Annotated in this window: 10 protein-coding genes; 5 read left to right on the forward strand and 5 right to left on the reverse strand. The window is 68.3% G+C overall.

Annotation, left to right across the window (positions count from 1 at the left end):
* The first annotated feature begins 74 nt into the window (after nt 1-74).
* The 4 genes from ACFYY7_RS24230 (at nt 75) to ACFYY7_RS24245 (ending at nt 3,889) form a co-directional block, all read left to right on the forward strand.
* On the forward strand, nt 75-602 hold the full coding sequence (locus ACFYY7_RS24230) for a DinB family protein (RefSeq protein WP_388664380.1): 528 nt from the start codon (nt 75-77) through the stop codon (nt 600-602).
* Between the two features lie 1,578 nt (nt 603-2,180).
* Entirely contained in the window at nt 2,181-2,390 is a 210-nt protein-coding gene (locus tag ACFYY7_RS24235; protein ID WP_388664382.1) for a transposase, read from the forward strand.
* Between the two features lie 26 nt (nt 2,391-2,416).
* The gene (locus ACFYY7_RS24240) at nt 2,417-2,650 is read left to right on the forward strand and encodes a transposase (RefSeq protein ID WP_388664384.1); all 234 of its coding nucleotides are present in this window, start codon (nt 2,417-2,419) and stop codon (nt 2,648-2,650) included.
* Nucleotides 2,651-3,337: 687 nt separating this feature from the next.
* A complete protein-coding gene (locus ACFYY7_RS24245) occupies nt 3,338-3,889 on the forward strand; it encodes a hypothetical protein (RefSeq protein WP_388664386.1) in 552 nt (183 codons plus the stop codon).
* Between the two features lie 746 nt (nt 3,890-4,635).
* On the opposite strand, the gene ACFYY7_RS24250 is transcribed toward ACFYY7_RS24245, so the two are convergent.
* The 5 genes from ACFYY7_RS24250 to ACFYY7_RS24270 all read right to left on the reverse strand — a co-directional run bounded on the left by ACFYY7_RS24250 (nt 4,636) and on the right by ACFYY7_RS24270 (nt 10,373).
* Nucleotides 4,636-4,992, reverse strand: a complete 357-nt coding sequence (locus ACFYY7_RS24250; RefSeq protein WP_388664388.1) for a hypothetical protein — start codon at nt 4,990-4,992, stop codon at nt 4,636-4,638.
* Nucleotides 4,993-5,058: 66 nt separating this feature from the next.
* Nucleotides 5,059-5,349, reverse strand: a complete 291-nt coding sequence (locus ACFYY7_RS24255) for a hypothetical protein (protein WP_388664389.1) — start codon at nt 5,347-5,349, stop codon at nt 5,059-5,061.
* A gap of 596 nt (nt 5,350-5,945) precedes the next feature.
* The gene (locus tag ACFYY7_RS24260; protein WP_388664391.1) at nt 5,946-6,500 is read right to left on the reverse strand and encodes a hypothetical protein; all 555 of its coding nucleotides are present in this window, start codon (nt 6,498-6,500) and stop codon (nt 5,946-5,948) included.
* Nucleotides 6,501-6,990: 490 nt separating this feature from the next.
* A complete protein-coding gene (locus ACFYY7_RS24265) occupies nt 6,991-7,542 on the reverse strand; it encodes a YciI family protein (RefSeq protein ID WP_388664731.1) in 552 nt (183 codons plus the stop codon).
* 1,160 nt (nt 7,543-8,702) lie between these two features.
* Nucleotides 8,703-10,373 (reverse strand): sel1 repeat family protein, encoded by a 1,671-nt coding sequence (locus tag ACFYY7_RS24270; RefSeq protein WP_388664393.1) that lies wholly within the window; start codon nt 10,371-10,373, stop codon nt 8,703-8,705.
* A 638-nt stretch (nt 10,374-11,011) separates the two neighbouring features.
* Here ACFYY7_RS24270 and ACFYY7_RS24275 point away from each other — a divergent pair.
* Nucleotides 11,012-13,075 carry a discoidin domain-containing protein gene (locus ACFYY7_RS24275; RefSeq protein ID WP_388664395.1) on the forward strand — a complete coding sequence of 688 codons (2,064 nt, stop codon included), beginning with the start codon at nt 11,012-11,014 and terminating at the stop codon, nt 13,073-13,075.
* Nucleotides 13,076-13,167 lie beyond the last annotated feature (92 nt).

The raw sequence follows: 13,167 nt of genomic DNA on the forward strand, positions 1-13,167 counted from the left end.
GGCGCCGATTACGTACGTTCGTCGTCGGCGAAGGAGGGTCGCAAATCCACGACCTTTCCTGCGAGGGTGTATCCATGAACACGACACCGGATGGACGGCCTGTCCCACCTGCACATGCCGACGAGCGCGCCATGCTGGAAGCGTGGCTGGACTTTCACCGTGCGACTCTCGCCCTGAAGTGTTCCGGCCTGAAAGACGATCAGTTGCGACTGGCCTCTGCGGCACCGTCGTCGATGACACTGCTCGGCCTCGTCCAGCACCTGGCCGAGGTGGAACGCAACTGGTTCCAGCGTGTATTCGCGGGCCAGGACCTGTCACCGGTCTTCGGGCAGAACAATGGCGACGGCTTCGCCCTTCGACCGGACCGGGGACTGGACGAGGTGATGGCCGTCTGGCAGGCGGAGGTCGCCCGTGGCCGTGAACTGATCGCCGATGCGTCGCTGGACGACTCCGGTCGCCTTTCCGAACAGGAATCGGGTCACGTCGGTGACCAGGGAGTCTCGCTGCGCTGGATCATGGTGCACATGATCGAGGAATACGCACGTCACAACGGTCATGCCGATCTCATCCGCGAGCGCATCGACGGGGATACCGGCGCGTGAGAGACGCACTGGCGCGGCCACAAGGCCGCGCAAGCGGCCGCCTCTCCCTCCAAACTGGTGGCAGCCGTCGGGCCGTCAGCTACTGATCCCCGGCATCTCCTGCCGAGAGAGGAGAGCATTCCGCAGCGATAACGAAGCGACAGCAGCCGTACCAGGTATGCGTTGTATGCGTTCTGTCTGGCAATCAGCCGTGGACGGAGGGTGCCACCTGCCTCCCAGGACACGTTCGGTCTCCTCGGCAGGGCCGCTGAGGTAGCTGAGGGCCGGTACGCCCCGCGGATCGGTACGTCCTGACCGCCTGACCTACCGCATCTCCGAAATCGCGATCGGCCGTATCAAGGGCAACGTCCTCGGCCGGGAGACCTGGCGACCGGGAGACCCACGGTCCACCTGCTCGTCGTTCCTGCATTTCAGCTGGACGTCCTGTGAAAGGTCCTGTAGGTCCTGCGGTGCGCGCGGGACGGCGTAGCGGGCGCCGCTGGGGTTCCGGAGCTGATCGAGGGTTTGGGCGGATGCTTCGCGTCTTCTCGGACTGCCGCAGCCTTCATCGCGGACGTTGAGTAGGTACTGACGTTCCTCCCCCTCGGCACCCCGGCCGTCCGGGACCTCACCACCGCGGTACGGAGGACCGCCGATGTCACCCCCCTGATCCGCTGCCAGGTGGCGCAGGACATGGTCTGAGGTGTACCGGCCGGGCCGCTGAAAGAGGCCGGCGGGTTGTGTCATCGCTGCTCTCCGGCAGGCTTCTGCCCTCCCATTCTGCTGGTCGCGGCTCTTCTGGATCTCGCCTGTCCGTGCCGGCCTGGGCCGCCGCGGGCGGCCTGCCCAACTCACGGATGGGGGCAGCGTGGGAGACTTTGCAATTGTGCTCTGCCAGGGAGACATTCTGCTGGTGACGTGCGACCCGGTGCAGCCGAACGCGAGCCGGCGAGGGGGACGAGTCACATCATTGGCCCGGTCTCCGCCGTGCGGGGGGCGAATGTCTGTCAGTATCGGCGGCCCGAATCGAGATACCAGAGGTGGCCGCGGCGGGTGCTACCGGCGCCGAGTTACGCCGGACCGCCGAACACCAAGGCCCCCGCACATGACACAAGGAAAAATCCTTCACGCGCAGCCATACAAGCCTCAACGACCAGCACGTCCAGCCGTAATGACAGGCGAGCCTTCCCGGGCCGCCCCGCTCCCGCTCGCTTATCAGCGCATCCCGAGTTGGCCGGGGTCCGCCCGTCACTGCCCGCGAGCCTCCCCAGCCCCGGCCCACTGTCACGACGCCCCACTGCGGCTCCCCGTACGACTCCCCACCCGTGCGGGTGACACCTTCCGGGCAGCAACGATTCTTCCGGTGCCGGGCCCGGAGCCTGATCGGCACGATTCGTCATCTGCGCCGAACCGCGCTCCTCACAGCCGTTTCGGCTCTCGCCGGGATCGCGCCGACCGCCGCACCCGCCACCGCTGCCGCGGTCCCCTCCCACACCTCGCCCGTCAGGCCCCCGCCGGCCAGGTTCCATCCCTGCGCGAGCTCCCCGAACCGCCGGACGCGGTGCCCGTGAGCTGCGCCGTGCCAGAAAACTGAGCCGGGTGGACATCGGTAAGGAACATCACCACTGCGTGGTGGTTGGTCCAGAAGGCGAACGGTTGTTGTCCCGTCGGGTGCTGAACGACGAGCCAGCGTTGCTGGAACTGATCCGGGACGTCCTGGCGCTCTCGCAGGACGCGCTGTGGGCGGTCGACATCAACCACGGCGGAGCTGCCCTGCTGATCGGCCTGCTGTCCCTCACACGACCCTGATCCGCAGCCTGACCGGCACGGGTCCCATGCTCGGCGCCGAGTTCATCGCCGCGACCGGCGGCGACCTCGATACCTTCGGCACGGCCGACCGCCTCGCCACGTTCGCCGACCTGGCGCCAGTCCCACGAGACTCCGTCCGCGTCAGCGGCAACATGCGCTGGCCTCACCGCTACCACCGCGGCTTGCTCAGAGCCTTCTACATGTCCACCATGGCCGGCATCAGGTTCTGCCCCGTCTCGCGCTCCTACTGCTACCGCTAGCACGCCGAGGGCAAGAACCACAAGCAAGCCGTGCTCTCCCTCGACCGCCGTCGAGACAACGCCAACGTCCTCTGGACCAGGATTCGTTACGGATCGCGCTATCAGTCGTCACAACGTGTCATGACATCGGCTTGACAACGACACTGGAAGCTCCGGGAACTCGGCGCCTGCACGGTCTACCGGCTCGCGGAGCAAGCTCGGGCGGCGGGCGGGGCGACGGCACCGATGGTCGGCCGTACACCCACAGGCGGACGGCACGTCTCGCAGAGTGCTGCCCAGATCCGTTCCCGGCCGGGGATCTGCCCGAGCTGAGAGAACAGGACCAGCGGGGGAAAACCGATATCGAGGCCGGCACCAGGCAAAAGCAGGCGGCCTCGCTGTCCGAACCTCTCCCCGCCCGTCGGCCAGCATCCCCTGACGGTACGGCCACATCCCCCGACTTCGTCAGGACCGTTCCCGACACCGGCGTCTCCTGGATCGGGCCGACCACTGCTTCACCGTCCTGCTGCGACACGACGGTGGTGTAGGTATCTCGCCCCGCACGATTGAGCAACGCCTCATGTTGCACGGGTACGGCTACTCATGCGGCACACAACATCGGCGCCTACCGTCACATGCATGTTCAAGAGCCCTGTACGCAGAACACGAGTCTCCGGGCGGTCCGTCCTGTACGCCGTTTGGGGACTTGTGACGGCAACGCTGCTGGCTGCCGCCGTGGTGGCGGGGAACGCCGTCTGGAACGGCGCCGCGTACCCTTCGGCCGACCCCGACGCGGTCGCGCGACGGCTCAAGGCACAGTCCGTCGAGGTGTACGACGGCTTCGCTCTGTCTGAGAAGTACGCAGCAGGCACCAGCAGGTTCGACACCAGCGCCTGCTACTACCGCGGGCTGAGGAGCATCACCCACATCGACAGAGCACGAAGCGACGTCCGTAGCTTCGGACTCGACTGGAGCATACCCGGCGTCCCTGAAGCCACAGCCCGGGACGCGCAGCTGCGCGTGCGCCGGCAACTGGAACAGAAGGGCTGGAAACTCACCCTTGAAGGCGACCGCGCAGGCGCGCACTTCCGCGAACTTGGCTTCCGATTCGAGGACCCGGAAGGCGTCGACCAGATCGATGTGCGGTGGAACGACTCGACCACAACCCTGTTCATCAGCGTCTACGCGCCCTGTGGGCAGGTTCCCGACAGTTTCGTGGACTACGGCTGGGGCGAGGCGGACTGGCATCCTAAAAAGTAACCCACCGGGATCTGATGAGAGGCCCTCCACCCTTGAGGACGGGAAGCGATTCACCCCGGCCGAATCGACGGGTTGGGCGTCCAACTTCAAGCGGCAGCAACGGCCGACCGGCGCGCCCGAGTTTCGGGGCAGGAGTTGTCCGCTTAGGGTACGCCGCACCGTCCGCTACAGCGACGGTTCGACCGCGGACGCTGAATTCCCCCATCGCAAGCAGGCCCTGGCGGCGGCGGAGAAGGCGACAGAGCCCAGGTGACGCTCTTTGAACGTGGGATCGGGGCAACATGACGAAGCCCTTCCCTGGTGCAGGGAAGGGCTTCGCGAGTGAGCGCTGGGCAGGCCTTGCACCTGCATTTCCCCACGGGAAGCGGGGCGTCTTTCCTTGGACCACCAACGCAGCGTCAGCCACCGCAAGTTCAGGTGAACTGTCAAGATCAATCATAGCTCATACAAGCCGTCGGCCGGACACTGTGCTGCACCTCCGGCGCAAGCCCCTCGGAGACGGGCTGCTCCTGGCGGCGGGCCTGCTGCGGGACCACCGGCCCAGACGCGCGGCAGGTTCCGGGCATCGACCGGGACACACACCGCGCCGGACTGCGCGCCCTTGGTCTGACGCTCTCCGAGCGTTGGCCTGCCCCGCACGAGCAGCAGCCCGAACCTGACCGGCTGAAGGACCTCAGCTTCGTCCAGCGGTACCAACCCATCGCGGAGCGTCTGAATGGAGACGCCCGCGCGGCGGACACCACGGTTCAGGACGTGGTGCAGTACGCCTGGATGAAAAGCTCCTGGGGCCTGTCGGTGTGGTTCTTGGCGTGCACCCCCCAGCCGGTGGGCTCGGGCAGGCCGCGGTTGGTGTTGATGGCGACGCCGGGCGTGGGCGGCACTCCGGCGGCGGAGCCAGGTGCGTGTGCGCCGCCGCCGGTGATGCGCTGGCCTGGCAGGCAGACCGCGGTCACGTGGTTCTGCTCACGGGGCGCGAGCACGATGCTGGTCTGCCGGATCGTCACCGGGACGGTCGTACAGACGACGAAGGCGCTCGCGCTGTGCACGGGGCCGTCGTTGTTGGCCAGGTCGACCCGCCATCGGCCGTTCGTGTCGACGTCCATCCTGCTGGCGGAGAGGAAGGGCTCGTCGGTGACGAAGCCGCCGCCGGAGGGCCGCCGTCCGGCGGGTCAGTCAGCGAAGCCCGTCGCGGTCCCGGCACCGGGCACGGAGACCCGGGTGCCCGTGATCCGGGTGTGCGTCGCGGCGGTGCAGACCGCGTAGGCGGCGGCCTCCTTCGGGGTGTCGGTGATGTTGCTGACCTTGATGGCCCAGGCGTTGCCGGACGCCGCCGAGCTGGAGATGAAGGACCCCTGGCCCGTCGTCCCGCCGCCACCACCGCTGGGCACGGTGCCCGAAGGACAGGGGACAAAGTCGTCGACGGTTCCCTTGGCGGGGACGGCTACGATCGGGCCCGTCACGCCCTGGTGGTCGAGAGGGAGCCTGAGCAGTGGCATCCCTCCCCCCGGGCCGCTCCTGGGGTGGTGGCGCGGCAGCGGTACCGGCGAGCGCGAGGACCGCGGCGGACAGCAGGGCTACGAGTGGGGCACGGGCGGCCATGAAACCTCCGATGTGAGGGACGTTCGGGAGCCAGATCATCCCCGCCCGCGGCCCTTCGTGAGCCCCTGCCTGACGTACAAGCACCCGCCCGGCGCGGGCAGGATTGAATATTCGCTTCCCAACGGCCGACGCGCCCCCATACGCCGGACAGGCCTCGGCTGCAGCGGCTGCCGACACGTGCAGACTGCCAACTGCCGCAGTCCGCTGCCGACGTCGTGAACCGGCTCAGTCGCGAGTCGTCATCAACGCGGAGGTGGACACTGCCGCCGTCCCGCGGATGGCCAGAAGCTTGCCGACGAAGCGTCGGAAGCGCCACAGAGATCGCCAAGGGTGTGTCTCCCTGATGGGCCGGGTCCACGATCGCTGCGACTGCCAACAATCTGGATGGCCGCGCCCTGCGAGCTCGTGCACTGCTGGCGATGGCGGGCTCAGGGCTCCCTGATGGCAGGGTGTCCTCTCAGCCGGTGAATCCAGGGGTCCCCAGCGAACGAGCGAAATCAGCGAGCGTCCGGAAGTCGTCCTCGCGTAGTCCGATTCGCGGGTTGACGTGGTGCAGAAGCCCAGGAGCACGGTGGTGGGCGGTTACGTAGGCCTCGTCGAGGTCGCTCTGCTCGTCGTCCACCCAGGCGAAGGGACGGCCATTGGCGTAGCGCACGAGGGGCACGGTCTTCCAGTGGACCCCGTCCGGGCGCTCCTGGAACAGGGCGTCGCCGAAGTCGACGAAGGGGAGTTCGGGAAGGCCGAGCACCGGGGCGATCCACCGATTGGCGTCGTCCATCCATGTGGTGGCCCAGCACAACTCGTAGTCGAGCCCGAGCAGGGCTCGCCCGTGCTCAGGGTTGAGCCAGACCCTCAGGGGCCGCCGCCGGACCGGGAGTCCTCCGTCTTCCATGAGGGTCCCGCTGCCCCGCGGCACCCTGAGTGTGGTGTAGCCGTCCGGGCGCTTCTGTGGCTTGGCCGCGTAGGGGTTGAGCGGCCCGTCCACATCGAGGAACAGCAGTGGTCGGTTCACGGTCTCACCTTTGCTCAGTATCGGCTGTGTCGTGGAAGTCTGGTTGCAACGATCGTCTCGGCGCTGCGGCGATCTGATGTGGTGATCCCGGTACAGCTGGTGCGATCACGGCGTCGGCGCCGTCCTGGATATCGCCGTACATCGATCCGGATTGGTGCTCAGGGCGGCGTCCCGATGTCCTGCCGTCCGGTCGTCAGTTGTCCGATCGGGAACCGTAAGGTGCGGCTGGACAGATCAATCGAGGACGGTTGGGCAGGCACGCGAGGCTCCTGGTGGAAGTGGGTGCAATCGGTCGAGAGACCGTCCAGCAGGAGCTTCTTCGTTGCGCAGGAGTGTCCAACTCGTGGTGAGCTCTGCGAGGTCGGGAAGGCTGCTCACTGTCCCCGCCGGTCATCCGTTCAGGATCACTGGTAAGTGGCTGGAACCGTGCTTCCGTGAGGCTGCAGACGTCAACCGGCAGGCGTCGGTGGCGTGGTGCTCCCCTGCTGCTTCAGGACCGTCGCCCGCCGAACTCCCAGTGGTGCACCTCGATTTCGGCGTACGCGTCCGGGGCAAGGACGGCGCGTGCCGTGTCCGGGTTCGGAGCACTGAGCAGCACCGCAGTGCCCAGCCAGGTGTCACCGTCGTCGGACAGCAGCGGCCCGAACGCAATCAGTTCGTCCCGGTCGGGCGGCAGGACGAGATCGGCGGGCTGACCCGAGCCGAGGCCGAGTACCAGGTACCTGTTGTCACCGGTCGGGCCGCCCGGGAAGTCCCACATGGTCCGTCCGAGCATGTTGCGCCACCGGCGCAGCAGCACATCACGGTACGCGCCGGCCTGGTAGTTGGGCTCATTGAAGGCGAACGCGCGGGCAGCGACGTGATCCGACAGGTCGACGATGTGCACGCTGCCGATGGGCGTTTCGCCGTCGGCGGCAAAACCCGGGCCGCGAGCGATCATCTCCTTGGCGTACTGGTCCATGTACGACCAGTGCTCTTGCAGCAGCTCGTTGCGCAGGGCGAGGGAGTCGGGCCGGTCGCGGTGGTAGCAGAAGAACTCCATGCCCATGACCTTCTCCGACGTACGGCCGCATCACAACAGGCTTTCACAACGATGCACAGCGCCGCCTGCGGTGCACGCCAAGGCGCCGCGCCTGGACCGAGCCCTGAGGAAGATTGCCAGGCAGTGCGGAGAGGTGGTGGTCCTGACAACCGCTGACGGATGGCTCGTAGGCGAGAGGAGGTTCCGGCTCAAGTCGCAGAGTGCGGGCTCACGCAGTCAGCTCGGGCCGAGTGGGTGGGTGGCAGGGCCCGGACGTGGTCGGGTGAGAGGTGCAGCTCATACGGCAGGCAGCAGTCGGAGCAGAGGGTCGCGACCAGTGTTCCGCAGGCGCAGACCTGGTTCATTCCCCCATCAGGAGTCGCCCCGCAGCATGCGGCGGAGGCGTGCCGCGTCGTCAGCCCATGGGAGTCATCCGGGTTTACGACGATATTGCCTCGCGGCCCCTGGGAGACCGACGGCTGCCCGTCGGTGTTGTGGAGAGTCCCACGGCGTGGCATCACAGGGCCGGGCGCCTCGGCAACGACGAGAGGCGGGCCGTACGGCTCCGTCTCGATCGCGTAGCAGCCCGACGGCACAGTTGCCGGCGATGGCCCCATTTCCTCCGCCTCCCACCACGCGTGGTAGGGAGCCCCGGGCACTGTCGGCAATCGCTTCAGCGGGCCGGTAAGCGCAGCGCCGCAGGCGGCGCACGCGAACACGGTCATCTCCGGCGCGGCCCCGTCGACCATGACGGAGTCAGGTACGGCGGCCTGCTCGCTGCCCGGTCGGACACCGGTCCCATCCTGATGACGCTGATCTTCCATGGCGGAACCGTACTGACACGCGCTGATCTCCAGCAGTCGCCTCTGCCGAACCCTGACGGACGGTCTACTGCGCGGACTGCCGCGCTCGACCGGAGTGAGCAGCCCGGGAGTCCATCACGCCGGCCCGTCGACCCGCGACTTCAAGTTGGCGAAGGCTCACTGAATGTGTGCCGGAACCATTTCTCGTGAACACTCCCGAGCCCGTCGCTCCACGTCTGCTGCCCGAAGTGCTGGACGAACGCTGCTGCTGAAGTGAACGAAATCAGCGGCTCGTACGGTCGGACCTGGGTGCCCTGACAGGACGGCGCTCATGGGCCGTCCCACTCGGGTGTGCCCGGATGCCGCCGGGCAGCGGCGTCACGCGCTCAGTGCCGCCTCCACCTCCGCGAGCTCCTTCTCCGGGTCGACCGTCCGGGACAGTACGTCCAGGTCGTCCCGGCTGTAGCGGGCGCTCACATCGTCGTCCCAGCGTGCGGCGGCGGTACGCAGCGGCTCGGTGGCTTCGGCGAGGCGGCCCAGCCGGTGCAGGACGAGTCCGTAGTATCCGGCGGCCTCCGTCCTGTACGCGGAGTCGCCGCCTTGTTCCCAGGCCATCCGGAGAAACGGCTCCGCCTCGGCGTACGCGCCGCGCTGGGCCTTCAGTTTGCCCGCGAGCATGCTGTTCAGCGGGGACCCGTCACCGGCCGCACGCACATACCAGCGCTCGGCTTCCTGGTAGTCCCGGTGGTGCTCGGAGAGCCACCCCATCTGGTTGCACGCGTCATCGTGGCCTGCCTCGGCGGCCGTCCGGTACCACTGGTCGCGCAGCGCGGGCCTGCGCAGAGCGCCGTACAACTCCGCGAGATCGTAAGCCGCCTGTGGGTCCCCGGCCAGCGCGGCGGGTTCGATCCAGCGGACCAGGTGGCGGTCGTCCGCGCCACCCCAGTCGCCGAGGATCTTCCCGTACGCGTACGAGGCGTGCACGTCGCCCGCTTCGGCCCGCTCGCGCAGCCCTGGCAGCCGGCGCAGGTCTTTGCCGGGGGCGACGGCGCCGCTCGCCCGGATCGCGGCGATCCGGGCGAGTTGCTCGACGACGTCCTCGTCGTCCTCGCCGACCTCCCGGAACCAACGTTCGGCCTCCTCGTACCGGCGCTGCCGCTTGCACAGGATCCCGAGGTTCCACTGGGCCGACTGATGCCCGCGGTCGGCCGCGAGACCGTACCAGTGCCCGGCTTCGCCGAGGTCGCCGCGCCGCTCGTGCAGGATGCCGAGTACGTACGCGGCGCCTGCGTAGCCCTCCTCGTGGGCTTGGAGCAGCAGGCTGCGGGCCGCGGGCCAGGACGCCTCGCCGCCGGTCTCCGTCAGGAACACGGCGTGGTCCACGCGGGCGGAGGCGCTGAGAGCGGAGGCCCTGCGGTAGTAACCGGCGGCCTCGGCCGTCAGGCCCGGGTATTCGCGGAAGCGCTGTTCCAGGGCGAAGAGCGGCTTCAGCGCCTCTGCGGCGGCGGCCCCGTCCCCGGCGGCCTCGGCGGCATCGAGCCCCGCCGCAACGCGGTCGAAGTCCTCTCGGACCGACTCGAAGAGCTGCGCCCAGCGAAAGACCGCGATGTCGCCCAGTTCGATGTCGCTCATCAGGAACTTCGCCGCCTCGTCGAGTCTCCCCTCGGCCGCGAGCAGCTTGCCGAGCTCGATCTTGCAGTCGAGGTTGCGCCCTTCCTCCCAGCCACGGCGGAACCAATCGGCCGCCTCCGGATCACCATCCTCTCGGAGCAGTACGCCGAGTCCGTAGGCGCACCCGGCATGCCGTTCGGCAACGGCACGGTAGAGCGCGGCCGCGGCCTGCCGATCACCGCGGATCTTGCGGTACCGCGCAAGGGTGTAATGCGAGAAGGCGTCGCCGGCCGCCACGGCCTGCTCCCAGTACGGGATGCCTTCGTCCACGTGCTTGCGCAGCACGAAGAAGTCGGTGTGCCTGCGGGAGGTCTTGGTGTCACCCGCGCGGGCGGCGGCGACGAGCGCCTCGCCGTGGGCCTGTATGTCCTGCGTCATGATCGCATCGTGCCAGGTGGCGCCAACGACCTGCCAGTTGGCGGCTGTTGCCCTCCGGCAGGGCCGGTGAGCCGGAGACCGCCTCGGCACCAAGGGCTACCGGCCACGCTTTTGGTCGGCCAACTCGCTCCTGCGGAGGCCGGGCCAGGGCGAGGTGCCGCCGGTGATTCCGGCAACCGGCAACTGCACGCATGGGTGACCGCCCGCGAGGCGATGCCGGGGCTGGACTTCGGCTCCCCCACGGCCGGGCCGGGCCTGGCCGAACAGGCCCGCCGCGTCGCCGGAACCTCGCCGGCCGCCGCCGCGACCCTGGTCGCCCCGTCCCACGCCCGCGCCCATCTCCTCCCCTGCCGGCCGCCACCGCCGCGCTCGCGCCCGTCCTCGTTCTGCCCGCGTCTCTGTCGCGCCGGAAGAACAACAGTCACTCCCGTCGTCGCAGGTGCCGACGCTCGCGCCCGTCATGTCCGGGACGCCCTTGCGCTCCGTGATCTCGACCGCAGGCGTGCGAGCACCCCGTTTCCGGTGGGGTGCTCTTCCTCATTTCCCGGGATGGCCCCGACAGGGACTTGGCGCCGCGGGCTCGTATCCCTAAGTTATGAGCAGAACATGAGTCCCGCTCACATTTAAGGATCTACGCGATGACCATGGTTCAACCTCCGCGCCACAGATTCAGATCCCTCACGGTGGTGTCACTGCTCCTCGCCGTGATGACCCTGGTACTCGGCCCGGTGCCCAGCTCCGCGGCAGATCCCAACTGGTGGGATCCGACCGCCCGGCCCGCACCCGACTCGCAGATCAACGTCACGGGCGAGCCCTTCAAGGGCACCGACGCCCAGGGGCGTGTAAGGGGCTTCGTCGACGCCCACGACCACATCATGTCCAACGAGGGCTTCGGCGGCCGACTGATCTGCGGCAAGCCGTTCTCGGAGCAGGGTGTCACCGACGCACTCAAGGACTGCCCCGAGCACTACCCCGACGGCACGGGCGCCGTCTTCGACTTCATCACCAAGGGGGACGGGAAGCACGACCCCAACGGGTGGCCCACGTTCAAGGACTGGCCCGCCCACGACTCACTGACCCACCAGCAGAACTACTACGCCTGGATCGAGCGGGCATGGCGCGGCGGCCAGCGGGTGCTGGTCAACGACCTGGTCACCAACGGCGTGATCTGCTCGGTCTACTTCTTCAAGGACCGCAGCTGCGACGAGATGACCGCCATCCGTCTCGAGGCGCAGAAGTCGTACGACATGCAGACCTTCATCGACAAGATGTACGGCGGCCCGGGCAAGGGCTGGTTCCGTATCGTCACCGACAGTGCGCAGGCCCGCGAGGTCATCAAGCAGGGCAAGCTGGCCGTCGTCCTGGGGGTCGAGACCTCCGAGCCGTTCGGCTGCAAGCAGATCCTGGACATCGCGCAGTGCAGCAAGGAGGACGTCGACCGCGGCCTCGACGAGCTGTACGAACTGGGCGTGCGCAGCATGTTCCTGTGCCACAAGTTCGACAACGCCCTGTGCGGGGTGCGCTACGACTCCGGCGCCCTCGGTACGGCCATCAACGTGGGCCAGTTCCTGTCGACCGGCACCTTCTGGAAGACGGAGACCTGCCGCGGCCCGCAGCACGACAACCCCATCGGCAACGCGAAGGCACCCGAGGCTGAGAAGCGACTGCCGGAGGGGGTGGCCGTCCCCTCGTACGCCTCGGACGCGCAGTGCAACACCCGCGGGCTGACCGACCTCGGCGCGTACGCGGTGCGCGGCATGATGCAACGTCACATGATGCTGGAACTCGACCACATGAGCGTCAAGGCCGCGGGTCAGGCCTTCGACATCATGGAGTCGGAGTCGTACCCGGGCGCCATCTCCTCGCACAGCTGGATGGACCTGGGCTGGACCGAGCGGCTCTACAAGCTCGGCGGGTTCGCCGCCCAGTACATGAGCGGCTCCGAGGCGTTCAGCGCGGAGGCCAAGCGCACGGACGCGCTGCGTGAGAAGTACAAGGTCGGCTACGGATACGGCACCGACATGAACGGTGTCGGCGGCTGGCCGGCCCCGCGGGGCGGGGACACCCCGAACCCGGTCAAGTACCCCTTCCGCAGCACGGACGGCGGCTCGGTGATCGACAAGCAGACCGCCGGCGAGCGCACATGGGACTTCAACACCGATGGTGCCTCGCACTACGGCATGGTCCCGGACTGGATCGAGGACATCCGGATCGTCGGCGGCCAGGGGGTCGTGGACGACCTCTTCTCGGGCGCCGAGTCCTACCTCCGCACCTGGGGCAACACCGAGCAGCACAAGTCCGGGGCGAACCTGGCCTCGGGCGCCACCGCCTCGGCGTCCTCGTCGGAATGGTGGAACCCGTTCGTCAGCTTCGCGCCCGGCAAGGCCGTGGACGGCGACAACGGCACCCGCTGGGCCAGCGAGTGGAACAACGACCAGTGGCTGCAGATCGACCTCGGATCCTCGAAGCCGGTCGACCGCGTCACCCTCGACTGGGAGGAGGCGTACGGGAAGTCGTACCGCGTCGAGCTGTCGGAGGACGGCACGACCTGGAAGACGGTCTGGTCCACGACCGCCGGTGACGGCGGCCTGGACACGGCACGTTTCGCCGGAACTCGGGCGCGCCACGTACGAATCACCGGGCTGGAGCGCGGCACCCAGTGGGGCTACTCGCTTCGCGAGGTCGGCGTCTACGCCGACTGACCCACCCATGAGGCGGTGCCCGGAGCCGGGGCCGGCCGGATCAGCTCTCCTGATCCGGCCGGCCCCGGCTGACTTTCCGGCGCGTTCGCCGC

The organism is Streptomyces sp. NPDC001933 (assembly GCF_042890955.1).
Classification (GTDB): domain Bacteria; phylum Actinomycetota; class Actinomycetes; order Streptomycetales; family Streptomycetaceae; genus Streptomyces.

What these genes read in the sequence shown, in the direction of transcription:
- ACFYY7_RS24230 (WP_388664380.1), top strand. Translation starts at nt 75, where the DNA reads ATGAACACGACACCGGATGGACGGCCTGTCCCACCTGCACATGCCGAC.
- ACFYY7_RS24265 (WP_388664731.1), bottom strand. Translation starts at nt 7,542, where the DNA reads ATGGAGTTCTTCTGCTACCACCGCGACCGGCCCGACTCCCTCGCCCTG.
- ACFYY7_RS24240 (WP_388664384.1), top strand. Translation starts at nt 2,417, where the DNA reads ATGCTCGGCGCCGAGTTCATCGCCGCGACCGGCGGCGACCTCGATACC.
- ACFYY7_RS24250 (WP_388664388.1), bottom strand. Translation starts at nt 4,992, where the DNA reads ATGGACGTCGACACGAACGGCCGATGGCGGGTCGACCTGGCCAACAAC.
- ACFYY7_RS24270 (WP_388664393.1), bottom strand. Translation starts at nt 10,373, where the DNA reads ATGACGCAGGACATACAGGCCCACGGCGAGGCGCTCGTCGCCGCCGCC.
- ACFYY7_RS24275 (WP_388664395.1), top strand. Translation starts at nt 11,012, where the DNA reads ATGACCATGGTTCAACCTCCGCGCCACAGATTCAGATCCCTCACGGTG.